Source organism: Vibrio kagoshimensis (assembly GCF_050337535.1).
GTDB classification, from domain to species: Bacteria; Pseudomonadota; Gammaproteobacteria; order Enterobacterales; family Vibrionaceae; genus Vibrio; species Vibrio gallaecicus.
Genome location: NZ_JAKJSZ010000022.1, coordinates 1 through 23,327, shown reverse-complemented (window position 1 = coordinate 23,327; position 23,327 = coordinate 1). Strand labels below are relative to the sequence as shown.

The following is a 23,327-nucleotide window of genomic DNA, read 5'->3' as shown; positions in this document are numbered from 1 at the left end:
TGTGGACAGCACAAAAGTACAAGAATTATTAACAGAGGCGTTAGGCCTACAAGAACTTATCGTAAAGGGTGAAGGTAGCCACTATGAAGTGGTTGCAATAGATGCTTGTTTTGACGGTATGAACCGAGTAAAAAAACAGCAACTTATTTATGGTCCTTTAATGGAATACATTCAACGCAATGATATCCACGCTCTTTCTATTAAGGCTTACACGCCAGAAGAGTGGGAACGCGATAAGAAACTGATGTCTCTGTAAGGTTTATGATGGAAAAGTTTCGAGTTATTGGATCGGATAAGCCACTTAATGGCGAAGTAACGATCTCAGGCGCAAAAAATGCTGCGCTCCCTATTTTATTTGCTTCTATTCTTGCAGAAGAGCCTGTAGAAGTAAGTAATGTACCTCACCTTCGTGATATTGATACCACGATGGAATTGCTTAAGCGATTAGGTGCAAAAGTATCACGTAACGGTAGTGTTCATGTTGATGGTCGTGAGATCAATGAACTATGTGCTCCTTATGACTTAGTTAAAACGATGCGCGCTTCTATTTGGGCTTTAGGTCCATTGGTAGCTCGTTTTGGTCAAGGTCAAGTGTCACTTCCTGGTGGCTGTGCAATTGGTGCTCGCCCTGTGGATCTTCATATCCACGGTCTTGAGCAACTAGGTGCAACAATTACATTAGAAGACGGTTACGTTAAAGCAAGTGTTGATGGTCGCCTTAAAGGCGCACATATCGTGATGGATAAAGTGAGCGTAGGTGCCACTATTACTATCATGTGTGCAGCAACACTAGCTGAAGGTAAAACAGTACTTGATAATTCTGCTCGTGAGCCAGAGATTGTTGATACTGCTGATTTCCTTAATAAGTTAGGCGCTAAGATTTCAGGAGCAGGTACAGACACTATTACTATTGAAGGCGTAGAACGTCTTGGTGGTGGTAAACATGCTGTGGTTGCAGACCGTATTGAAACGGGGACATTCTTAGTTGCTGCTGCTGTTTCTGGCGGTAAAGTGATTTGTCGTAACACGAGTGCTCATCTTCTTGAAGCGGCATTAGCGAAGCTTGAAGAAGCTGGTGCGAAAGTTGAAACTGGTGAAGATTGGATCAGCTTGGATATGACGGGCCGTGAACTGAAAGCGGTGAAAATCGTAACAGCGCCTCACCCTGGTTTTCCTACAGATATGCAAGCGCAATTTACTTTGCTGAATATGATGGCGAAAGGTAGTGGTGTTATCACTGAAACTATTTTTGAAAACCGCTTTATGCATATTCCTGAGCTTCAGCGAATGGGTGCCAAAGCTGAAATTGAAGGCAACACTGCAATTTGTGGTGATACGCCCCAGTTAAGTGGTGCACAAGTGATGGCGACCGATCTACGTGCTTCTGCAAGCCTAGTTATCGCGGGTTGCATTGCTCAAGGCGAAACTATCGTAGACCGTATTTATCACATCGATCGTGGCTACGATAAGATTGAAGATAAACTGTCTGCTCTAGGCGCAAATATCGAACGTTTTCGTGATTCAAACTAGCCCATACGCTAGTGAATAATGAGTTAAACGATAAAAATAGAAAGTCGAAACCTTGGTTTCGGCTTTTTTATAGATGTATTTATTTATAGTTATACCTCGCTGTTTTTAGCGTCGTGAGCCTCATTCTAATGGGGGACCAGCAAGGTGTTTCTGGAGAACAAAATGATAGCAATATTACGTATTTTTGCCCTCGCTATTTTTGCGATTCTTATGTTTGTATTTGGCTGCGGTTACTGCTTATTAAGCCCACGCAATCCAAAGCATGTTTTTACTTTTGGTCGTTACTTCGGTTACATGTCCAAAATATTTGGCATGAAATTAGAATTACGTATTCCTGAAGACGCGTATTCTCGTGGTCAGCATGTCTATGTTGCCAACCACCAAAATAGTTGGGATTTATTCACCGTTTCATCAGCTGTAACACCTAAAGTCGTGACTGTAGGTAAGAAAAGCCTAGTGTGGATGCCTTTATTTGGTCAGCTTTACTGGCTAACGGGTAATATCTTGATTGACCGTGCAAATAGAAGCAAAGCGGTTGGCACTATCGATCAAGTTGTGAATAATTTAAAGGAAAGTGATGTGTCTGTTTGGATGTTCCCTGAAGGTACGCGTTCACGCGGGCGTGGGTTACTACCATTTAAGACGGGGGCATTTCATGCTGCTATTGGTGCCGGCTTACCGATTATTCCAATCGTTTGTAGCTCGACGGGTGATGTTAAATTAAACCGTTGGAATAACGGTCATGTTATCGTTGAAATGTTGCCACCAGTGAGTGTTGAAGGTTATGACAAATCAAACGTACGCGAATTGGCAAATCAATGCCGAGAGCAAATGAAAGATAAGCTGGAAGCGTTAGATAAAGAAGTTATTGAGCTGAATAGTAAATAATTTAGTCATACGATAGATAATAAAAAAGGTTGCCAACAGGGCAACCTTTTTTGTTTTTAATGAATGTACAAGTCAGCCAGAACTGGTTTGCACGTACATTCGATAATTTGAAACTTATTTACGCACCGCGATAGCTTCGATTTCAATACCAACATCTTTTGGTAGACGAGCTACTTCAACACAAGAGCGAGCAGGGTAGTTTGCTACGCCATGTTCGTCGAAGAACTTACCGTAAACTTCATTTACTGTTCCAAAATCATTTAGGTCTTTTACGAATACCGTTAGTTTCACGATATCTTTTACCGTTAGACCAGACGCTTCAACAACAGCTTTAACATTGTCTAGAGACTGACGAGCTTGTACTGCGATGTCTTCCGACACTTCACCCGTTGCTGGGTTTACTGGAATCTGACCTGAAGTCAGTACCATGTTGCCAAGATCAACACCTTGAACATATGGGCCGATTGCTGCTGGAGCAGATTCTGTATGAAGTACTTTAGTCATGGGTTATTCCATCAGTTATGAGATAAAAATCGAAATTCAGTGTGCCTCCAAATTTTCGATTGGTAAAGAGCAAAATACCCCGCACAGGCGAGGTATTTCATAGTTTTGACATTCGCAGCAATGAATAAAGTGGCTTTATCTTTCTGTTACGATTTCGCGTGCGAAAACTTTCTCACAGTATTTGCACTTCAAGCGAATATCTTCTTTCTTCTCAAAGACCTTGAAGCTACTTTCAACGGGTTCATTATGCGTAATACAGTTGGTATTTGGGCATTCAAAAATATCATTGATTTGCTCAGGAAGTTCTAAAGCAAGTTTCTTAACGACTTTGTAATCTTCTATTTGGTTAACAGTGGCATGCGGTGCATACAGAGCTAACTTATTTGCTTGCTCTTCTGTAACGAATACGTTTTCAATTTTTAATAAATCTTTTCCACCTAGAGCTGAAGACGGAAGGTTTAGACCTATCGTGATACGTTGATTTGAATTATGCATATCAAAAAGTTTTAGAACTTTGATGCCGATATTCGCAGGAATATGGTCAATCACGGTGCCATTTTTGATTGCTTCAACTTGCAATTGAGTTTCTTTAGTCATGTTATATCTCCCGATTACAAGGTTTCGTTTAGAACTAGAGCCAGTAAAGCTTCACGTGCGTAAACGCCATTTTCAGCTTGCTCGAAGTAATAGGCGTAAGGTGTTTTATCAACATCCGTAGTAATTTCATCTACACGTGGTAGTGGATGAAGTACTTTAAGGTTGTCACGAGCACCTTCAAGAAGCCCAGCATTTAAAATATAAGCCGACTTAATATGAGCATATTCTGATTCGTCAAAACGCTCTTTTTGAACTCGTGTCATGTACAAAATATCGAGCTCAGGAATTACGCTATCCATATCTAATAGCTGTTTATATTGAATGCCTGCTTCGTCCAGTTCTTCACAGATGTAGTCTGGCATAGCCAAAGCTTCAGGTGCGATAAAGTAGAAACAAACGTTGTTGAACTTAGCCAATGCTTGAGTCAGCGAGTGTACGGTTCTGCCATATTTCAGGTCACCAACGAACGCGACATTCAAGTTATCTAAACGTCCTTGTGTTTCTGCAATAGAGAAGAGATCAAGCAGAGTTTGAGTGGGGTGTTGGTTCGCGCCATCTCCAGCATTGATTACTGGCACGCCATTAGAGAATTCAGAAGCGAGACGCGCAGCGCCTTCTTGTGGGTGGCGCATAACATAAGCATCTACATAAGAAGAAATCACCTGCACCGAATCTGCCAGTGTCTCGCCTTTTTTAGCTAAAGAAGTATTACCACCACTATCAAACCCAATCACATCTCCGCCAATACGTTGAATTGCGGTTTCAAAAGACAGACGTGTACGAGTTGAAGGCTCAAAGAAGCAGCTCGCAATGACTTTATTTTTAATAAGATTAGGGTTGGGTTCTGCTTTGAGTTGACCTGCCGTTTGAACAATCAATTCTAGCTCTTCACGAGAAAGCTCTGGAATTGAGATAATGTGCTTTTGAAAAAGCGAATTCGTCATGATCTTCTTCCCTACTATTTTGTATTAGCCATAAAAAAGCCCCCCAATAAGGGAGGCTTTAAAAACGTGCTGAAAAGCAGAATAGACAACCAGACAAGCAAGATAGCTTGCGTGCAATATTGGGCATTTTCACAACATTGATAGGTGTCATTTTCACTACTCTCAGACAAATTGCCGAGAATTATACGCTTTCAATTTGTGATCGCAAGCGATCACATCAAGCTTTTTTACTGTTATGAAACTCTATGATTCACGCTCGAATCATAAATTTTCAGTTGACTACCCTAGTGTGGCAACCATGACTGCTTTGATGGTGTGCATACGGTTTTCAGCTTCATCAAATACAATTGAATATTCAGATTCAAAGACTTCATCTGTAACTTCTAAGCCGTTCATGCCGTATTTATCTGCGACTTGCTGCCCAATTACGGTTTCATTGTTATGAAAAGCCGGAAGACAATGCATGAACTTAACTTGTGGGTTACCTGTTTGTTTGATGACATCCATATTCACTTGATAAGGCGTCATTACAGCAACTCGTTCATCCCAAGCTTCTGGCGCTTCACCCATTGATACCCAAACATCGGTATAAAGGAAATCACAGCCTTGAACGCCTTCATTTACATCTTCTGTAAGAGTAATTTTAGCCCCAGTTGATTGAGCGATTGATTGACACTGTTCGACAAGTGATTCTTCAGGCCAAAATGCTTTAGGGGCAACGAGGCGAATATCCATTCCCATTTTTGCTGCGCCAACTAAAAGTGAATTACCCATATTGTTACGAGCATCACCAAGGTAAGCAAAACTAATTTGATGCAGTTGTTTACCTTTGCCGTGTTCAAGCATCGTTAGAAAATCAGCAAGAATTTGTGTTGGGTGGAATTCATCTGTCAGTCCATTCCAGACTGGAACGCCAGCATAAGCCCCTAAATCTTCTACTATGCTTTGCCCAAACCCTCGATACTCGATGCCGTCATACATTCGCCCTAATACACGAGCTGTGTCTTTCATTGATTCCTTTTGACCGATCTGAGAACCAGAAGGACCGAGATAAGAAACTTGAGCACCTTGATCAAAAGCGGCAACTTCAAATGCACAGCGAGTTCGGGTTGAGGCTTTTTCAAAGATCAGCGCGATATTTTTACCGGTTAATTTTTTCTGCTCCGTACCTGCATATTTAGCTTTTTTTAAGTCAGCAGAGAGATCCAGTAAAAACTGAATTTCCTTTGGAGAGAAATCGAGAAGTTTTAGAAAGTTACGGTTGCGAAGATTAAAAGCCATATCTCGCTCCTTGAGCATAAAGAATCAATGAAGTAGATAGTTATACATATAAATGCTTTTATTGTGAATAATTATTTTATATTTTAACAAAAAAGCTGATGAGTAATCATCAGCTTTTATGGTGTTATAAATGGTAGAGTTTTAGGTGACTTCTACCAACGATATTTATCGTTTTTAAATATCATCACGTTCAATTGGGCAGCTCATGCAGCGAGCACCACCTCGTCCGCGTCCAAGCTCGTTACCAGGAATAGTCAGGACTTCTATTCCAGCTTTATCGTATTTTTCATTCGTGTAAACATTGCGCTCGTAGCCAATGACGGTGCCAGGCTTAACAGTCAACACGTTGTTAGCATCATTCCACTGTTCACGTTCAGCTTCATAATTATCACCACCAGTCGTAATGATCTTTAGTTGATCTAACCCTAATGCACCTTCGATAGCAGACAAGTAGTTATCGGCCTTCTCTACACGCATTTCACCATTTCCTTTTGGTGTTAAGCGCCAAGTATCAAGATCTTTGCGTACGATCTCTGGATATACTGAGAAAGTATCAATATCCATATGAGTCATGACAGTATCTAAATGCATGCATGAGCGATGTTTTGGAAGATCAATGGCGATCACTTCTTTAGCCTGACCTGATTTAAATAGGCTTGCTGCTAAATTTTCAACACCTTGAGGTTTGGTACGCTCAGAGATACCGATTAGCACAGCACCTTTACCAATAACGAGAACATCACCACCTTCAATATTTGCATTGTCGTAATGCAAATCTTCATCGCCAAAGTATTTAATGAAGTCCTGCCCTGCAAAAACAGGATGCCAGCGGTAGATCGCTCGCAAGTGGTTCGTTTCTCGTTGACGAGCTGGCATCATCATTGGGTTAAGAGATACACCGCCATATACCCAACATGAAGTATCACGCGTAAATAAGTGATTAGGTAATGGTTCAATGACAAAGTCGAGCGGTCTATGCATTTTAGGCAGCATAGAAGAAGACTTGATTGGCAGTTCTGAATAAGCCAAGCCACCTAATAAAATGGTTGCTAGGTGTTCATTGTCCATCTGAGCAAGATAGTTACGTAAGTCTCGAGCAAAAGTAGGACCGTAACGGAAATCAGAGATTTGAGTATTCAGTAGCCATTCCCTAGCTTCTGTAACATTGAGAGTTTCAACGAGTAGATCGTGTAACAGTAATACTTCCACGCCTTGGTTACGTAGGGTTGAGGCGAAAGCATCGTGTTCTTCACCTGCCGCTTCAACAGCCAAAACATCATCAAATAATAGTTCATGACAGTTCGAAGGGGTGAGGTGGGTGAGTGCTCGTTCAGGTCGGTTTAATAGAACTCGTCTTAACTGACCAACTTCGGAGCCAACGTACAGCTTACTCATTTTGCATCCTTACTTTTAATCCAGCCTCTAGTTATGACAAGCTTAAAAGAAAGATGCAAGCTCTAACAATAGTGTCTTTGTTTGGTTTGTTTGATTAACTTGGTTGTAAAAACTGCAAAATATGTAGATTTCATTTTTTTATGTCAATTTAATGAAAGGTAAATAGAGGCTTCCTCCTGAGTTTATATGCTGTTTTTTGACGATACGATTCGATTACTCAAGTGGAATTAAGTGAATAAACATTCAGCATTATTCAACTTGTGAGGCTTTTACGAGGTTTTATTCATTTTGATATGATCTCTTCTATGCATTTATCATGCTTAATCACGCAATTTAAGCACATTTCATGCAAAATAGTGAATGCAGACGATATGCTAAAATAGAAAATGGTTAATAATATGTTGAAAATTTGTTTCTGTGATTGCCGTTTTATTTTTCAATTAATATTACGCTACTAATCTGTTTAGAAAGATCATCTTCAACCTTTAATCTAGGTGGCTTTTCTGGTCGATCCATGACATATTTCGTGGCAATCAAATTTGATCTTTTCATAGTCAACACTCTGGAGCAGACACATGTCTCACGAAGATGAATATCTATCAGTAGCGGAATTAATTGAATTTCAAAAGGAAGAGACTCGCGACATCATTGAAGCCTTAATTGAAGATGGTAGCGATCCTGATGCTTTATACGATATTGAGCATCACCTATTTGCTGAAGATTTCGAAGTACTTGAGAAAGCCGTTGTTGAAGCATTCAAAATGGGCTTTGAAGTTCTTGAAGCTGAAGAGACAGAAGACGAAGATGGCAATAAGTTACTTTGTTGTGATGCAACGATGCAGTCTGTTCTAAACCCAGAAACGATTGATGAGCAAGTTGAGAAGCTTGTTAATCTAGCTGAGAAATTTGACATCATTTACGATGGCTGGGGCACTTACTATGAAGGTGAAGATGCTATTCATCCAGAAGAAGATGATGAAGACGAAGAATAATTTATCGTGATTTAATGAATGCCAGCATCTTTGCTGGCATTTTTGTATCTGTCCGAAAACCCTACAAAAATACATGTCATTAAGTGTGTACATTCACTATAATGCGCTCAAACTTGATCTAGCTCAATTTATCCTATGCAGTTATCACTGGCTGGCCTTTGGCAAATATCCCCGTTAACCGATCTTTCTATTCCTCAAGATGATATTACTTTTCCAGCACCTTTAAGCTCTGTACTTCCTGAATCTTTAAGTGAAGATGCGATTACTGAGCAAGAGTGGCATTTAATGCATGATATTGAAGTAGATGAAGCCATGATGGCGGTTCCTTTCGTGGAATTGGTGATGGCTGGCATTGATTATTATGCTGAAGTGAGATTAAACGGTGTAGGGGTCTTTGATTGTGATGGAAGTGAGGTTGAATATCGGAAAGATATTTCTCCGTACCTTCAATTAGGTCGTAACCGTTTTGAAATTCTTTTTTTAGAAGAAGAGGAAGGGTTGCTGCTTGAAGAAGATATGCCTGAGGTTTTGGTTCATGATAGGCAAATATCTGATTCGAGAATAGGAGTGTGGAAAGCTCCATATTTACAGTTCGTCCGGAATGTGAAGTTAGAACAAGTTGTGACTGAGCAAATTTGGCATCACGGTGGTGGCTGCGAGTTTAAAGTAGATGTTATCTATCAGACACTCAAACCAGGTCTTATTTCTGCCTCGGTTAAGTTTAATGGAATGAAACTGGTACTGCCAATTGATGTAAGAGCTGAGCATACAGGCGTTATTTTCCAGGTTGAGGCGCCAATCATCTCTGATATTAATCACCCCAACCCTAAAGATTTATACAATTTAGAAGTAGAAATTGATGGACAGGTTGAGGTGTCAAAGATATCTCTGAACCCCGCTTCATGCGTCAGCAACTTTTTACGTTAACTGCTTAGCCATGACTACTTCACAGGCATCATGGCCAGTTTCGCCCCAAGCCGATTCTAAATGCTCAAACCCAAGCTTTTCATAGAGCTTCACTGCCGCATTTAGACATTCTGTTGTTTCTAAATACATCTGTTTATAGCCTAACGTTTTGGCATGACTAATCGACATATTAACCAATTTCTTTGCCAAACCCTTTCCGCGTGTTTCCGGTAGAAAATACATTTTCTGCAATTCACACACTTCCGGCATTCCTGCTAGGGGGGCAAAACCACCGCCACCTACCACTTTTCCCGCGAGTTCTATTACCCAGTATTGAGCGCGTTCATTGTTATAAACGCTGAACATATCTTCTAGAGTAGGGTCGGCTACTCCATAACCCTTATCTTCAGTTAATCCATTTTCGTACGAGACTTGTCGAATGACATTGGCAACATCAGGGTTGTCTTGTTTTGTTAATGTGCGTATCACAAACGATTCAGAAGAGTGAGTTTGTTCGAGGGCTTTGAGGTAAAGTTCAATGGCTTCAGATACGGTGTCTTTTTCGTTTGAAGTAAGCCGTGTTAGTACTGAATCATAAAATTTATTTTGCTGTTGGTGTAATTGGGAGACTGTTTCATGACCGAGTGGCGTTAAAGCGGCGACGACACTTCTTTTATCTTCTGGATGTTTAAAGGTTTCGATTAACCCTTTTTTTTGAAGATTACTGATAGCACGGCTGGCGTTAGATTTATCAATATTGAGCTTGTTTGCAAGTTGATTGACATTGGATGCCTGTATTTCTAACTCGATCAATGTGTGAGCCTGAATGGGTTGCAAATCAAATGCTCCGCACTCTTTGTTTAACATTCCAAGCTGTCTCACCAATTGACGAGATACCTCTCTTAGCTGCTGTGCTTTCATATTCACCCTATTTAGTTGCGTTGTACAACTATAAATTAATTGCGAATCACAACAATGTCAACAAGCTTACTTGATGAATTAGTTAATAACTTATAGATCAGAGGGTTAATACTGATAAGTTGATCTCTTTTTTATATCAATTATAAATTGATCAGAATGATGTGTTTCTATAATTTCACACTGTTGATGTGCACGCAGATGTACATGATTGTTTTTAATACGTCAGATGGAATAGAAAATGGAAACGAAACAGTTAGAAACTAGGGTTAGTTTTAAGGGAAAGGGTAAGGAGTACTTTGGAATTTGGATTGTGAATATCCTTTTATCCGTCATAACGCTGGGTATTTACTCAGCGTGGGCCAAAGTACGTAATAAACGTTATTTCTATGGGAATACATTTATTGGTGGTGATAGTTTTGAATATCATGGGCAGCCAATACAAATCCTAAAGGGGCGAATCATTGCATTGATTTGTGTGGTGGTTTGGGGTGTTACGAATCAATTAGCTCCTCAGATCGCACTTATTTTAATGATGGCTTTCGTGGCTTTATTACCGCTGTTGTCTCGTAGTAATGCGCGCTTTGATTCAGCAATGACAAGCTTTAGAAATGTTCATTTCTCTTTCCATGGCACTATTTCTGGTGCTTATTGGTCGATCCTTGGACGCGGTCTTATTGTCGGCCTAGGGTTAGTCTTAGCGATTTTTGCCATCACCTTTATTATGAAAGCGAACATGATTGCTGGTGGTATTGCTATTTTAGTATCCATCCCTGCTTATGTTTATCTGCAATCTTGGTCATTAACTGGTATTGCTAATTATTTCTCGAATGGTTATCGCTATGGTGATCGCCAGTTTAAAGCGGATTATCAAAGCCGTTATTATTTTAAAGTATATCTAGTCTGCATGATTGCTTGGGTTTTAGTGAGTGCTGCAGCTGCTTTAGGCTTCTTTAGCATTGCAGGGTTCAGTGTAATCAGTAACCCGGAATCAATCTCTGAAATGGCTAATAGCGGAAGTTTCACTTCGCTGATGGTAGCTTTTTATTTTGGCTTTATCGCGATGAGTTTAGCTATTGCTGCTTACGTTAAAGTTAAAGTGAGAAATTATACATTCTCTGAGTTAACACTTGAGGGCAAAGAAAGTGAATCCAATTCAGAATTCAGCTTTGCTTCGACATTAACAGTAAAAGGTTACATGACCTTAGTTATCACTAACTTCTTACTTCAAGTGGTTACCCTTGGTTTAGCAAGACCGTGGGTAATGGTTAGAACGATGAATTACTTATCGAATAATACGTATGTTAAAGGTAATTTAGATTTACTCATTGCAAATGACCAAGCTTCAGATGTGAAGTCAGCTGTTTCAGATGAGATCTCTCAAGCATTTAATGTCGACCTTGGTATTGGCTAGATGATATCAGGTGTTGCGCACCCGCCTCGTAGCTCTGAACGTTGCGAGGCAATTTTAGATACCTCTCAGTCTGATAAGCTGATCCTTAATGTGGATGGCTCTATTGTCTCGGCATATTTTGAGCGTGTTGAAATTATGCGGGGCGTTGGTTCCGCTCCAACAAAGCTAAAGTTTCCAGATGGATGGCAATTTATCACGGATGCTAGTGATGAGATGGATGCTTATTTACAGAGTAGGGGTAAACATAATTTCATAGGGAAATTAGAGAAAAACATCACGACTATTTTAGTCAGCAGTGTTGCTCTTATCTTACTGACTATCTCTATGTTCACTCATGGGATCCCGTGGTTAACTCATCAAATAGTCACTTATTTACCTGATTCGGTACCTAAACTGGTTGAAAATCAGGTCTTAGAGTCTTTAGATGACCAATTCTTTGAGAGTTCTACTCTTTCTGAGGAACAACAGCATCATATTCGACAGCGCTTTGAAAATCAGTTGCGAAAACTGAATATCGAGGGCGATGTGCAGTTGGTCTTTCGTTCTTCAGAACTTGGCGCCAATGCTTTTGCGCTGAGTGCTGGAACAATCATTGTATTAGATGACTTAGTTCGGTTGACTGAAACTAATGAACAATTAGACAGTATTTTGTTGCATGAATTAGGGCATGTTCAACACCAGCATGTAATGAAGATATTGGTTCGATCTAGTCTTCTTTCAGTATCAGTTGCTGTGCTGACAGGTGAGAGCTCTGGGATCATTGATAACCTCACAGGTCTTGGTGTATTTATTGCGAACAATGGTCAATCTCAAGATGCAGAGCGAGAAGCGGATGCCTTTGCTTCTGATTCAATGATTGAGCTGCATGGTTCTAATCAGGCTATGATTGAGATGTTTGAATTACTAGGTAAGGGTTCTGAGGGGTATGCTGAACTGCCTACATGGCTCAGTACTCACCCTGAATTAGATGAGCGAGTTGAGTCATTAAGAGCTGCGCATTAATACTGAATTGAGATGATTAATATCCGAGTTTGGGTATTCGTTCTCTACTTATAAATTATGGCTTGGCCAAGAATACAAACTACCAGAAAATAAAAAAGGGCAGAATATCATCTGCCCTTTTTCTTATTTAAAACTATCGCTTCAATTATAAAGCAGCGATTGTCGCTTTTTGCTCTTCTAGCTTAACAAGAGTTTCTTGGTAGCCTTCAAGCTTTTCACGCTCTTTCGCGATAACGGCTTCTGGTGCTTTAGCAACAAAACCTTCGTTACCTAGTTTACCTTCGATACGCTTAATCTCACCGTGAGTTTTCGCTACTTCTTTATCTAGACGAGCAAGCTCAGCATCTTTGTCGATAAGACCCGCCATTGGGATCATCAGCTCAGATTTGCCAACAAGCTTAGTTGCACAAGCTGGAGTTGCTTCGCCGTCTGCTAGAACTTTAATATCGTCTAGCTTAGCTAGAGAAGTAAGAACGATCTTATTTGCTTCGATACGAGCTGCATCTTTCTCATCAGCGACTTTGATCATTACTTCTAAGCCTTGGCTTGGTGCAATGTCGTATTCCGCACGTAGGTTACGGATAGCTGTGATGAAAGTTTTAACCCATTCGATGTCGTCAACGATCTCAGCATTGAAGTTAGCTTCATTAAACTGAGGAAGCGCTTGAGTCATGATTGTCTCGCCTTCAACGCCGTCTACTAGCGGCTTAACGCTTTGCCAGATAGATTCAGTGATGTAAGGAAGAACAGGGTGAGCAAGACGCAGAGTCTTCTCTAGAACCGTGATAAGCGTGTAACGAGTCGCCTGTTGTTGAGCTTCAGTGCCTTTCCAAAGAACAGGTTTAGTTAGCTCTAAGTACCAGTCACAGAATTGGTTCCAGATGAATTCGTAAAGCGTGTTTGCAGCCATGTCTAGACGGTAGTTGTCTAGGTGAGCATTAAACTCTTTCGCTGCAACTTCAAATTGAGATTCAATCCACTTGTCTGCTAGAGAGAATTCCATGTTTGCACGGTCTGGAGCAGACAGTGACATGCCACAATCGTGCTCTTCTGTATTCATCAGTACGTAACGGCTCGCGTTCCATAGCTTGTTACAGAAGTTACGGTAACCTTCAAGACGCTTCATGTCCCAGTTGATGTCACGACCAGTTGAAGCCATAGCAGCAAGAGTGAAACGTAACGCATCAGTACCGTATGGTTCGATACCATCTTCGAAAGTTTTACGCGTAGCTTTTTCGATCTTAGCAGCCAGTTTAGGTTGCATCATGTTGCCACAACGTTTTTCTACTAGCTCTTCAAGACCAATGCCGTCAATCATATCGATAGGGTCAAGTACGTTACCCTTAGATTTAGACATCTTGTCGCCGTTTTCATCACGGATAAGACCCGTCATGTAAACCGTTTTGAAAGGTACTTGAGCCTTGCCATCTTCGTCTTTCACGAAGTGCATGGTCATCATGATCATACGAGCAACCCAGAAGAAAATAATATCAAAACCAGATACTAGTACTTCTGATGGGTGGAATGTTTTCAATGCATCTGTATCTTCAGGCCAGCCTTGTGTGCCGAACGTCCAAAGTGCAGAAGAGAACCATGTATCTAATACATCGTCATCTTGCTTAAGAACAATAACCGGAGAAAGGTTGTTCTTTTCACGAACTTCTTCTTCAGTACGACCAACGTAAACTTTACCATCGTTGTCGTACCATGCAGGGATGCGGTGACCCCACCAAAGTTGACGAGAGATACACCAATCTTGTACGTCACGCATCCACGCGAAGTACATGTTTTCGTATTGCTTAGGTACGAACTGGATTTGACCATCTTCAACCGCTTTAACTGCAGGTTCTGCAAGCGGAGCTGTACGTACGTACCATTGGTCAGTCAGCATTGGTTCGATAACCACGCCACCACGGTCACCGTAAGGAACGGTTAGGTCGTGATCTTTGATTTCTTCAAGTAGGCCTAGCTCTTCAAATTCAGCAACCGTTGCACGACGAGCAGCAAAACGTTCCATGCCTTGGTATTTAGCAGGAAGCTCAGTTGAATACACATCGCTTTCTTCACCGTTAGTTGTGAAGATTTCAGCCGCCTCACGGATATCACCGTTGAACGTTAGGATGTTGATCATTGGTAGGCTATGGCGCTTGCCTACTTCGTAATCGTTAAAGTCATGAGCTGGAGTGATTTTCACACAACCCGTACCTTTATCCATATCTGCGTGCTCATCGCCTACGATAGGGATAAGACGATTAACGATAGGAAGTAGGATTTCTTTACCGATAAGATCTTTGTAACGTGGATCTTCTGGGTTAACAGCAACGCCTGTATCACCAAGCATGGTTTCTGGACGAGTAGTTGCAACTACGATGTAGTCTTTACCATCAGCCGTTTTAACACCATTAGCTAGCGGGTAGCGGAAGTGCCACATGAAACCTTTTTTGTCTTTGTTTTCAACTTCAAGATCAGAAATTGCAGTGTGCAGTTTAGGATCCCAGTTTACTAGGCGTTTACCACGGTAGATTAGGTCTTCTTCGTATAGACGAACAAACACTTCTTGAGTTGCGGCTGATAAGCCGTCATCCATAGTGAATCGCTCACGATCCCAATCTACAGATGCACCAAGACGACGAAGTTGCTGAGTGATCGTGCCACCAGATTCGCCTTTCCATTCCCAGATCTTGTCAATGAAAGCTTCACGACCGTAGTCGTGTTTTGTTTTGCCTTCTTCAGCTGCGATCTTACGCTCTACAACCATCTGAGTTGCGATACCTGCGTGGTCAGTACCCACTTGCCAAAGTGTGTTTTTGCCTTTCATACGTTGAGCACGGATAAGCGTGTCCATGATCGTATCTTGGAACGCGTGACCCATGTGTAGGCTACCAGTGACGTTCGGTGGCGGGATCATGATGCTGTAAGCTTCTTTTGATGTGTCACCGTGTGGCTTAAAGTAGCCTTTCTCTTCCCAAGTCTGATATAGAGCTTGTTCGATTGATGTTGGGTTATATGTCTTTTCCATAGTGCTCTTAAACGGATACTGTGAATGGTTAATCGTGGTCAAACTTCATAAGTGAAGCTTCTTGAATCTAAATATCAAAGATAGCTTTAACTATGACGTTTGACTATGGATGTTGAATCTCGATAGTTTGTAGCTGATATCCAGCCTGACGGTAAATTTTATACCTTTCTCGAGCTTGTTGCTTAGCTTTTTCTTCGCAAGGAACGAAGTCTACCACCTGAGCAAAGGCGTTCGCAAAGGTTGTGTGATTATCCGCCAAATTTATCACCAATTGACGGTTCCAATTTGGTTTTACTCCATCGTGCCCAATTTCAACGCTAGTTGAGTACTTAGGGCCCTCACCAACAAGGTTGTGAGCAATGAAGTGTTCAGGCTCAACTTGCCAAAAGTATTCAGCAATTGCTTCTGCATGTGCTTTGTCATTGCAGTTAAGATAAACCTTAGCGCCTTGCTTAGCGAAATACCCCGTTAAAAAAATGATGTATTCGGCAAAGCCTTTATTATGAGCTTGCGGTGATTCAGGACTTACAATGTAAAACGTTGCATTGGACATATGATTACCTTTGAAAATCTCAAAAAAATAGTGGCACTAAGTAATCATGCGACTAATAAAAATGGCTAAAAATAAGCTAGGCATTAAATGTTCAGAGAACATAGTAAACCTCATTAGAGTTACTGAGGCTTTTATTGAGATATTAAAAAAGGGCCCGGAGGCCCTCTTTAGCTATTTGATAGCTACTTTGAAGATTGCTCTTCTGTTTCTTGGCCGCTTCTATTTAGTAAGAATTGGACAAGAAGTGATACTGGACGTCCGGTAGAGCCTTTCGCTTTACCTGATTTCCATGCTGTACCCGCACTATCAATATGTGCCCAGTGGTATTTCTTAGCAAATTTAGATAAGAAACAACCAGCGGTGATAGTACCGCCTGGACGACCACCGATGTTAGCCATGTCTGCAAATGGACTAGCAAGCTGCTCATGGTACTCGTCAGTCATTGGTAGGCGCCATGCACGGTCGCTTGCTTGCTCAGATGCGTTCACTAGCTCATGAGAAAGTGGGTTATGGTTCGATAGAACAGCACTGATGTGGTGACCAAGTGCCATTACACATGCACCTGTTAGTGTTGCTACATCAACAACACATTCTGGTTCAAAGCGCTCTACATAAGTCAGTGCATCACACAGTACTAAACGACCTTCAGCATCAGTGTTTAATACTTCAACAGTCTGACCTGACATTGTCGTTAGAATATCACCTGGACGGTAAGCATTGCTGCCTGGCATGTTTTCACAACCAGCAAGAATACCCACAACGTTAATCGGTAGGTTCAGTTTTGCTAATGCTTTCATTGTGCCGAATACAGACGCTGCACCACACATGTCATATTTCATTTCATCCATGGCTTCGCCAGGTTTTAGTGAAATACCGCCTGAATCAAAAGTAAGACCTTTACCTATCAGTACAATTGGTTTTGCACTTGGGTCTGCAGCACCTTTGTATTCCATGATAGACATTAGTGATTCGTTCTTAGAACCACGACCTACAGCTAGGTATGAAGTCATACCCAGTTTTTCCATCTCTTCTTCACCAACAATTTTAGTTGTAACGGTTTCGAAGTCATCCGCTAAGCGACGAGCTTGAGAAGCTAGATATGCAGGGTTTGCAATGTTTGGTGGCATGTTACCAAGATCTTTCGATGCTTTAACACCAGAAGAAATAGCTAAGCCGTGTGCAATCGCTTTTTCACCAAGGCTCAATTCACGACGAGTTGGTACGTTGAATACCAACTTACGAAGTGGACGACGAGTTTCAGGCTTGTTGCTCTTGAATTGGTCGAATGTGTATAGACCATCTTTAGTCGCTTCTACTGCTTGGCGTACTTTCCAGTAAGTGTCACGACCTTTAACATGCAATTCTGTTAGGAAACAAACTGCTTCCATAGATCCGGTTTCATTCAGAGTGCTGATGGTTTTTTGAATGATTTCTTTGTATTGGCGCTCGCCAAGTTCACGTTCTTTACCACAACCAACAAGTAAAACTCGTTCTGATAGAACACCAGGTACTTGATGCAGTAGTAGCATCTGGCCAGGTTTTCCTTCTAGATCACCACGGCGAAGTAGTGAACTAATGTAGCCATCGCTAATTTTATCTAGCTGCTCAGCTACTGGAGAAAGGCGGCGTGGTTCAAATACTCCAACTACGATACATGCGCTACGTTGTTTCTCTGGGCTGCCACTTTTTACACTGAACTCCATGCGTACTCCTACATCCTGAAGACAAATAGAACTAAATGTTAGATAATGCGCTCTTACTTGTTGGATCCTACAATGGAACTAACCTTTAAATAAGAACGTTAACACTTAGTAAAAATTTAAAAAATAAAAGGTTCAACGGGAAATTATAGTGATTCAATTAAAAAAACAAGTTTTGTATAGGTAATTTGAGCGTGATTATTGTTAGATATTTGATCCGCGAGACACTCAAGAGCCAATTTGCGATATTTTTCGTTCTTTTTCTCGTATTTTTAAGCCAAAAGTTTATCAGCGTTTTAGCTGACGCTTCTGATGGTGATATACCCGCAAGTCTAATTTTATCCATTGTTGGTTTGAACATGCCTGCAATGGGGTTACTCATGCTTCCATTGAGTATTTACATCGGAATATTGCTTACTTTTGGTCGTCTTTACGCTGAAAGTGAAATTGTCGTGATGAATGCAACGGGAATTGGAAACAAGTTTCTGATTCAAGCGGCGTTGTATCTTGCGATTATTACCGCGAGCGTAGCTGCATTTAACTCACTCTGGTTATCTCCTTGGGCTCAAGATCGCGAAGCGCAACTAATTGAGCAACTGGCAGCTGAAAATAATGTAGACCTACTGAAGACTGGCAGTTTCGAGCAAACACCAGACGGCTCTTCAGTTGTATTTATTGATTCGATAAAAGACAGCAAGCTTTCAAATGTGTTCATTGCACAAATTCTTCCTCGAGATTCAATATTGCCGAGCGTAATGCTTTCCAAATCTGGTGATGTAAAAGAGCTGAATGATGGGCGCCAAGTGATCACCATGTATGAAGGTACTCGATATGAGGGTGTGCCGACTCGTGTAGATTATATGGTGACGCACTTTGAAGAGTACGAAGGATTAATTGGTCAAAGAGATGTAGAAAGGAAAGGGCGAGATTGGGAAGCAATTCCAACCTTAGATCTGCTTACTCACCCAGACAACAAAGCAAAAGCTGAGCTTCAATGGCGAATCTCCTTAGTGCTGTGTATCCCATTATTAACGATGCTTGTTGTACCTCTTTCGGCTGTTAACCCTCGTCAAGGGCGTTTTGCGAAAATGGGACCTGCAATTCTTATTTATCTCACTTACTTCTTAGCGATCAGTGCAACAAAGTCTTCAATTGAAGACGGGAGTATTCCTGCAGTTATAGGTATGTGGCCGATTAATGCATTACTTCTTGTTGTTGCAGTAGCGGCAAACTTTATGGATAGCGTGCCAGTAAGGCGAGTTAAAGAAAAACTTAGAAAGAAGAGGCTTGCTTAAATCGTGTTTAAGATTCTTGATTTATATATAGGTCGAACCATCATTGCGACAACGTCTTTGGTATTAGTGACGTTTGTTGGTTTGTCTGGAATCATCAAATATGTAGAGCAGCTACGTAAGGTAGGGCGGGGTACATACGATTTACTCCAAGCGCTTTATTTTGTGCTTTTGAGTATTCCACGTGATATTGAAATGTTCTTCCCTATGGCGGCTTTGTTAGGGGCTCTTATTGGGTTAGGGATGTTAGCGGCAAGCTCTGAACTTGTTGTTATGCAGGCGGCTGGTTTTTCTAAGCTTGATATTGGTATGTCAGTATTGAAAACAGCCGTACCACTGATGGTTATTGTTATGCTGTTAGGGCAGTGGGGGGCGCCACAAGCTCAAAAAATGGCTCGTGATTTAAGAGCTATGTCCATTTCTGGGGGGAGCATTGTTTCTACACGAAGTGGTGTGTGGGCAAGAGATGCGAATGACTTTATTTTTATCGCTGAAATAGATGGAGAACAGCTGCATGGGGTAAATATGTGGCGGTTTGATAAAGATAAGAATTTAAAAACAAGCCTTTTTGCCGAGTCTGCTGAATACAACGGTGATAACACTTGGCTGATGTCTGGTGTGCAGTCAACTTCTTTTGAAAGTGAAGTTGAAATATCGAAAATAGTCTCACCAGATTACTTATGGAAAACATCGCTGGCACCGGACAAATTGGCGGTTGTTACTGTGAAACCAGAAGAGCTATCGCTTAGTGGGCTTTATGATTACGTCAAGTATTTGAAAGCTTCAGAACAAGATTCGTCTCGTTATGAATTGGCTTTCTGGCGTAAAGTCACGCAACCTATCTCTATTGCTGTAATGATGCTGATGGCATTATCTTTTATCTTTGGTCCTTTAAGAAGTGTCACTATGGGGGCAAGGATATTATCTGGTGTAATTGCGGGCTTCACTTTTTACATCTCAAGTGAGTTCTTCGGCCCTGTCAGTTTGGTTTATCAGATACCTCCAGCATTTGGTGCATTAGCACCTAGCTTTGTATTCTTCTTCGTAGCTGTGATGTTGCTGAGGCGAAAACTTTAAGTTAGACGTCAATCTAAGTTGGAAATAAAAAAGGGAAAGCTCAGTGCTTTCCCTTTTTGTTATGGTTTTTTAGATTAAAGATGACAAGCAACTCTATCTAGTTAGCCTTTGGAAGAACAACGACTTCTGTCTTTGCCCATATATCGTGAAAGGCACGTTTCTTTGGATCAAATGGCACGGCTAGGTTCGATAATCCAAACCCTGATGTTGCTAGCCTAATTAATGCCTGTGTTACGGAAATGGCTGTCCCATCTGTATTTTGCAGGCGTAACTTCCAAGCTCTCATTCCTAATGTTTGACCAGCTCGAGTCCAGAAGAATACGAAGAAATAAACCCAAACAGCGGCTAGATAAAAGGTATAGACATAGCTCCAGGTTGGGTGGTTAGAAAGCATATCACTTGCATCTGCATATGGAGCGTAAGAGATTAACCCGCCTGCTAATAAAGCTTCTAATACCGCAATCACAATACCTGCAGCCATCATCTCTACAGCAAGAATGATTAATGCATCGTAAAAGAGTGCACTAAACCTTCTCATCATGCCGGCTGGTGGTAATTTGTTTGGTGATGTCATAATGATTTACTTACCCTAAAAATTTTCGTCAGAATATAGTTTTACTTGCTTCCTGAAAAGAGAGCTAACGCACAGCTTACTTGTTAATGGCGAAATTATCGTCAAACACACTGCTTTTCAATCTTTTATACTTGCAGGATCACTTCGCATACGTATAATGCCAAGCATCGAAAGGGCAACGCCCCAAGATAATGCCGGTATGGTGAAATTGGTATACACGACGGATTCAAAATCCGTTGCCTTCGGGCGTGGCGGTTCAAGTCCGCCTACCGGTACCATATTTAAATGATAAAGCCTCGACTCATGTCGGGGCTTTGTTGTTTCTAGGCTTAAATGCTTTTAGCTACTCACACTTTTCCCCACGTTATTCTTTAGTCGTAAATTGTTGGTAAAACTTAACAAAGTCACACTCTTATCTTTCAATCTTAATGTCATCGTCTATGGTTAAAGTATCAACCAAGGAGATGCCTATGCTAAAACTAACCCCTTATTTATTTTTCAGTGGTCGCTGTGAAGAAGCTTTAGAGTATTACCGAAAGTGCTTTAATGGTGTTGTGCTAACCAAGCAATACTTTAGAGATGCGCCACAACTTATTGAAGGGGGCAATCCAGATTGGATCATGCACGCCGAACTAGAGGCGTTTGGTCTCAAAATCATGATGTCTGATGGCGTGAATGCTAAAGAGCTACAAGGGAATAATATAGCGCTTTCACTAGTGGTTGAAGATTCACATACTCAAAATCAACTGTTTGAATATTTTTGTGATGGTGGACGCGTCATGATGCCTTTAAATGACACGTTTTGGGGAGCAAAATTTGGGAAAGTTGAAGATAAATTTGGCATTCGCTGGATGCTACATTGTGAAGAACTTAGCTAACCGCACTGAAATACATAATGAATTCAACTGATAAATTAATTAATATTATAAATTATCTCCATAGATTGTGTTGTATATAGAAAGTGGCCAGTATCAAAATTACAGTGGATCGTATTCAGCCGGGTTTACATATCCGACTTCCAGTAAAGTGGAATGAGCATCCATTTCTGTTTAACAGTTTTAAGATAAAAGATAATGAACAGATCCAAATGATCAAACATTTGGGGATTAAATATGTTTATATCAATCTAAATCAAAGTGACACTCAACCTCTTCCTGCTAATCAAGAATCAACAAGTACTGACGATGTGTCGAGTGAATTGGATCTTGAAGCTGAAAGAATGTGGCAAGAGAAGCAAAAGCGCATTGAAAACTTAAGTTCATATAGAAGGCGAGTTATCAATTGTGAAAAAGAGTTCGAACGTTCGTTAGCTAGAATGCGATCTGTAATGACGAAGATTCGGAATCGCCCGGCAGATGCTGTTGGAGAAGCGAAAGTTTTAATCGATGATATCGTCGAAAAGCTACTAAGTGATGATAATGTCACTTTGCATTTGATGAATGGGAAAAGTGAGTTTGAAGATATTTATTTCCATTCTTTAAATGTTGCTGTTATTGCCATGATGGTGGGAAAGGCAAAAAACTATAATGCTCAACAATTAAAAGAGCTTTCATTTGCTGCTCTATTTCACGATATTGGTAAAATAAAAATACCTTCAGCTATTTTAAGAAAGCAAACTCCTTTAACTGGACCAGAAAGTAACTACCTTAAGCTACATACTAAGTATGGTTTAGATATTGCGGAGGCGATTGAAGACTTTCCAATTAGTGCCAAGAATGTGATTGCCCAGCACCATGAACTTAATGATGGTTCAGGGTACCCAGAAGGACTAAAAGAAGATCAAATTGATGAACTAGCAAAAGTGATCTCAGTAGCGAATGCTTTCGATAATCTATGCCATCACAATGTGCCATCCCAACAAAAAATCCCTTATATTGCACTCTCTCATCTATACAAAAACTGCAAGCATCTATATAGCAACGACAACCTAAATATTTTGATCAAGTTTATGGGTGTTTTTCCCCCGGGTACGGTTGTACAGCTTTCAAATGACATGATTGGTCTTGTCATTTCTGTGAATAGTAAAAACATCCTATTTCCTAATGTTCTAATTTACGACCCTAACGTTCCTCGAACGCAGGCTCCTATCATTGATTTAGGAGATAAAGAAATAAAGATAGTTAATGCCGTTCATCCTAATAAGCTTCCAGAGAAGGTAAGAGAATATCTAAATCCAAGATCTAGACTATCTTACTTTTTCGATAGTGATGACTAAGTTATCCACAGGATTTTGTGAGAAAACTGTAAGTAACTTGAGGCTAAATTGGTATAAATAATCATTTGGTTGTTCTCTAAACAGTTGAGTGTTTTTTTTAAAGAAAATCGCTTTTTAGGCTTGCCAATATAGAGAACCTCTCTATAATGCCGCCTCACTGACACGGCAGACGCCATAAGGCTTCAGCGAAAATCAGTAAGACGAAAATTCTAAAAAATTAAATTTAAAAAAGTGTTTGACACTTTAAGTTAAATCGCTAGAATTCACGTCCGCTTTGAGAGGTTTCCTATTAAAAGGAAAGCTTCAAAAAAAGCAAAGCTCTTTAACAATTTAAACCTATCAATCTGTGTGGGCACTCGTTGATGAATATCAAAATTTGTTTTGCAATAGCAAAACAAGATTTCCTCGGAAATCAATTTGGTTTCAATGAACTGAGTGACCAATACAAAATTAAGTTTACTTAATTTTGGCACAGTCAATTCATTACCATTCTGTTGGAATGGTAATAGCTTTAGAATTACATGTT

21 protein-coding genes and 1 tRNA gene are annotated in these 23,327 nt (G+C 40.7%); 12 read left to right on the top strand and 10 right to left on the bottom strand.

Going from position 1 to position 23,327, the window contains the following annotated elements; genetic code table 11:
* The first annotated feature begins 1 nt into the window (after position 1).
* The 3 genes from ibaG to L4C37_RS18605 all read left to right on the top strand — a co-directional run bounded on the left by ibaG (position 2) and on the right by L4C37_RS18605 (position 2,418).
* Positions 2-256 (top strand): BolA family iron metabolism protein IbaG, encoded by a 255-nt coding sequence (gene ibaG / locus L4C37_RS18615; protein WP_137375197.1) that lies wholly within the window; start codon positions 2-4, stop codon positions 254-256.
* 8 nt (positions 257-264) lie between these two features.
* Entirely contained in the window at positions 265-1,530 is a 1,266-nt protein-coding gene (gene murA / locus L4C37_RS18610; RefSeq protein ID WP_137375198.1) for a UDP-N-acetylglucosamine 1-carboxyvinyltransferase, read from the top strand.
* Positions 1,531-1,692: 162 nt separating this feature from the next.
* Positions 1,693-2,418, top strand: coding sequence for a 1-acylglycerol-3-phosphate O-acyltransferase (locus L4C37_RS18605; protein WP_137375199.1), 726 nt, complete (start codon positions 1,693-1,695; stop codon positions 2,416-2,418).
* A gap of 114 nt (positions 2,419-2,532) precedes the next feature.
* Here L4C37_RS18605 and L4C37_RS18600 read toward each other — a convergent pair whose 3' ends face one another.
* From L4C37_RS18600 to arcA, 5 genes are all read right to left on the bottom strand, one after another.
* Entirely contained in the window at positions 2,533-2,922 is a 390-nt protein-coding gene (locus L4C37_RS18600) for a RidA family protein (protein WP_429769406.1), read from the bottom strand.
* A gap of 135 nt (positions 2,923-3,057) precedes the next feature.
* Positions 3,058-3,519 carry an aspartate carbamoyltransferase regulatory subunit gene (pyrI, locus tag L4C37_RS18595; RefSeq protein ID WP_171735500.1) on the bottom strand — a complete coding sequence of 154 codons (462 nt, stop codon included), beginning with the start codon at positions 3,517-3,519 and terminating at the stop codon, positions 3,058-3,060.
* 14 nt (positions 3,520-3,533) lie between these two features.
* Positions 3,534-4,463, bottom strand: coding sequence for an aspartate carbamoyltransferase (pyrB, locus tag L4C37_RS18590; RefSeq protein WP_137375202.1), 930 nt, complete (start codon positions 4,461-4,463; stop codon positions 3,534-3,536).
* Between the two features lie 279 nt (positions 4,464-4,742).
* Complete coding sequence (locus tag L4C37_RS18585; protein ID WP_273296919.1) at positions 4,743-5,744, bottom strand: ornithine carbamoyltransferase; 1,002 nt, start codon at positions 5,742-5,744, stop codon at positions 4,743-4,745.
* Positions 5,745-5,918: 174 nt separating this feature from the next.
* Positions 5,919-7,139, bottom strand: coding sequence for an arginine deiminase (arcA, locus tag L4C37_RS18580; RefSeq protein ID WP_137375204.1), 1,221 nt, complete (start codon positions 7,137-7,139; stop codon positions 5,919-5,921).
* Positions 7,140-7,714: 575 nt separating this feature from the next.
* Between arcA and rraB the strand changes: the two genes are divergently transcribed.
* Complete coding sequence (rraB, locus tag L4C37_RS18575) at positions 7,715-8,131, top strand: ribonuclease E inhibitor RraB (RefSeq protein WP_137375205.1); 417 nt, start codon at positions 7,715-7,717, stop codon at positions 8,129-8,131.
* 135 nt (positions 8,132-8,266) lie between these two features.
* Positions 8,267-9,058: a glycosyl hydrolase 2 galactose-binding domain-containing protein gene (locus L4C37_RS18570; RefSeq protein ID WP_137375206.1), complete on the top strand. Its 792-nt coding sequence runs from the start codon at positions 8,267-8,269 to the stop codon at positions 9,056-9,058.
* On the opposite strand, the gene L4C37_RS18565 is transcribed toward L4C37_RS18570, so the two are convergent.
* Entirely contained in the window at positions 9,050-9,958 is a 909-nt protein-coding gene (locus tag L4C37_RS18565; protein ID WP_429769405.1) for a bifunctional helix-turn-helix transcriptional regulator/GNAT family N-acetyltransferase, read from the bottom strand. The genes L4C37_RS18570 and L4C37_RS18565 overlap by 9 nt on opposite strands.
* A 238-nt stretch (positions 9,959-10,196) precedes the next feature.
* On the opposite strand from L4C37_RS18565, the gene L4C37_RS18560 reads away from it, so the two are divergent.
* Both L4C37_RS18560 and L4C37_RS18555 read left to right on the top strand, forming a co-directional pair.
* A complete protein-coding gene (locus L4C37_RS18560) occupies positions 10,197-11,369 on the top strand; it encodes a YjgN family protein (RefSeq protein WP_273297483.1) in 1,173 nt (390 codons plus the stop codon).
* Positions 11,370-12,371 carry a M48 family metallopeptidase gene (locus tag L4C37_RS18555; RefSeq protein WP_429769404.1) on the top strand — a complete coding sequence of 334 codons (1,002 nt, stop codon included), beginning with the start codon at positions 11,370-11,372 and terminating at the stop codon, positions 12,369-12,371. It begins immediately after the preceding gene.
* Between the two features lie 145 nt (positions 12,372-12,516).
* Here the strand turns inward: L4C37_RS18555 and L4C37_RS18550 are convergent, their stop codons facing one another.
* From L4C37_RS18550 to pepA, 3 genes are all read right to left on the bottom strand, one after another.
* A complete protein-coding gene (locus L4C37_RS18550; protein WP_429769403.1) occupies positions 12,517-15,390 on the bottom strand; it encodes a valine--tRNA ligase in 2,874 nt (957 codons plus the stop codon).
* Between the two features lie 103 nt (positions 15,391-15,493).
* Complete coding sequence (locus tag L4C37_RS18545; RefSeq protein ID WP_273296706.1) at positions 15,494-15,943, bottom strand: DNA polymerase III subunit chi; 450 nt, start codon at positions 15,941-15,943, stop codon at positions 15,494-15,496.
* Between the two features lie 182 nt (positions 15,944-16,125).
* Positions 16,126-17,646: a leucyl aminopeptidase gene (pepA, locus tag L4C37_RS18540; RefSeq protein WP_137375212.1), complete on the bottom strand. Its 1,521-nt coding sequence runs from the start codon at positions 17,644-17,646 to the stop codon at positions 16,126-16,128.
* A 191-nt stretch (positions 17,647-17,837) separates the two neighbouring features.
* On the opposite strand from pepA, the gene lptF reads away from it, so the two are divergent.
* Positions 17,838-18,938, top strand: a complete 1,101-nt coding sequence (gene lptF / locus L4C37_RS18535; RefSeq protein ID WP_137375213.1) for an LPS export ABC transporter permease LptF — start codon at positions 17,838-17,840, stop codon at positions 18,936-18,938.
* 3 nt (positions 18,939-18,941) lie between these two features.
* On the top strand, positions 18,942-20,012 hold the full coding sequence (lptG, locus tag L4C37_RS18530; RefSeq protein WP_137375214.1) for an LPS export ABC transporter permease LptG: 1,071 nt from the start codon (positions 18,942-18,944) through the stop codon (positions 20,010-20,012).
* Between the two features lie 97 nt (positions 20,013-20,109).
* Here lptG and L4C37_RS18525 read toward each other — a convergent pair whose 3' ends face one another.
* Complete coding sequence (locus tag L4C37_RS18525) at positions 20,110-20,586, bottom strand: RDD family protein (RefSeq protein ID WP_137375215.1); 477 nt, start codon at positions 20,584-20,586, stop codon at positions 20,110-20,112.
* Positions 20,587-20,779: 193 nt separating this feature from the next.
* On the opposite strand from L4C37_RS18525, the gene L4C37_RS18520 reads away from it, so the two are divergent.
* From L4C37_RS18520 to L4C37_RS18510, 3 genes are all read left to right on the top strand, one after another.
* A tRNA-Leu gene (locus tag L4C37_RS18520) sits at positions 20,780-20,864 on the top strand.
* Positions 20,865-21,056: 192 nt separating this feature from the next.
* Positions 21,057-21,464, top strand: coding sequence for a VOC family protein (locus tag L4C37_RS18515; RefSeq protein ID WP_429769402.1), 408 nt, complete (start codon positions 21,057-21,059; stop codon positions 21,462-21,464).
* Positions 21,465-21,547: 83 nt separating this feature from the next.
* Positions 21,548-22,801, top strand: a complete 1,254-nt coding sequence (locus L4C37_RS18510; RefSeq protein ID WP_429769401.1) for a cyclic di-GMP phosphodiesterase — start codon at positions 21,548-21,550, stop codon at positions 22,799-22,801.
* The last annotated feature ends 526 nt before the right edge of the window (positions 22,802-23,327 follow it).

Excerpts from the sequence above, each read along its gene's own strand:
- L4C37_RS18555 (WP_429769404.1), top strand. The coding sequence starts at position 11,370 with ATGATATCAGGTGTTGCGCACCCGCCTCGTAGCTCTGAACGTTGCGAG.
- L4C37_RS18515 (WP_429769402.1), top strand. The coding sequence starts at position 21,057 with ATGCTAAAACTAACCCCTTATTTATTTTTCAGTGGTCGCTGTGAAGAA.
- L4C37_RS18570 (WP_137375206.1), top strand. The coding sequence starts at position 8,267 with ATGCAGTTATCACTGGCTGGCCTTTGGCAAATATCCCCGTTAACCGAT.
- L4C37_RS18565 (WP_429769405.1), bottom strand. The coding sequence starts at position 9,958 with ATGAAAGCACAGCAGCTAAGAGAGGTATCTCGTCAATTGGTGAGACAG.
- L4C37_RS18585 (WP_273296919.1), bottom strand. The coding sequence starts at position 5,744 with ATGGCTTTTAATCTTCGCAACCGTAACTTTCTAAAACTTCTCGATTTC.
- L4C37_RS18560 (WP_273297483.1), top strand. The coding sequence starts at position 10,197 with ATGGAAACGAAACAGTTAGAAACTAGGGTTAGTTTTAAGGGAAAGGGT.
- L4C37_RS18545 (WP_273296706.1), bottom strand. The coding sequence starts at position 15,943 with ATGTCCAATGCAACGTTTTACATTGTAAGTCCTGAATCACCGCAAGCT.
- pyrI (WP_171735500.1), bottom strand. The coding sequence starts at position 3,519 with ATGACTAAAGAAACTCAATTGCAAGTTGAAGCAATCAAAAATGGCACC.
- L4C37_RS18550 (WP_429769403.1), bottom strand. The coding sequence starts at position 15,390 with ATGGAAAAGACATATAACCCAACATCAATCGAACAAGCTCTATATCAG.
- pepA (WP_137375212.1), bottom strand. The coding sequence starts at position 17,646 with ATGGAGTTCAGTGTAAAAAGTGGCAGCCCAGAGAAACAACGTAGCGCA.
- arcA (WP_137375204.1), bottom strand. The coding sequence starts at position 7,139 with ATGAGTAAGCTGTACGTTGGCTCCGAAGTTGGTCAGTTAAGACGAGTT.
- rraB (WP_137375205.1), top strand. The coding sequence starts at position 7,715 with ATGTCTCACGAAGATGAATATCTATCAGTAGCGGAATTAATTGAATTT.
- L4C37_RS18605 (WP_137375199.1), top strand. The coding sequence starts at position 1,693 with ATGATAGCAATATTACGTATTTTTGCCCTCGCTATTTTTGCGATTCTT.
- L4C37_RS18525 (WP_137375215.1), bottom strand. The coding sequence starts at position 20,586 with ATGACATCACCAAACAAATTACCACCAGCCGGCATGATGAGAAGGTTT.
- L4C37_RS18600 (WP_429769406.1), bottom strand. The coding sequence starts at position 2,922 with ATGACTAAAGTACTTCATACAGAATCTGCTCCAGCAGCAATCGGCCCA.
- pyrB (WP_137375202.1), bottom strand. The coding sequence starts at position 4,463 with ATGACGAATTCGCTTTTTCAAAAGCACATTATCTCAATTCCAGAGCTT.
- murA (WP_137375198.1), top strand. The coding sequence starts at position 265 with ATGGAAAAGTTTCGAGTTATTGGATCGGATAAGCCACTTAATGGCGAA.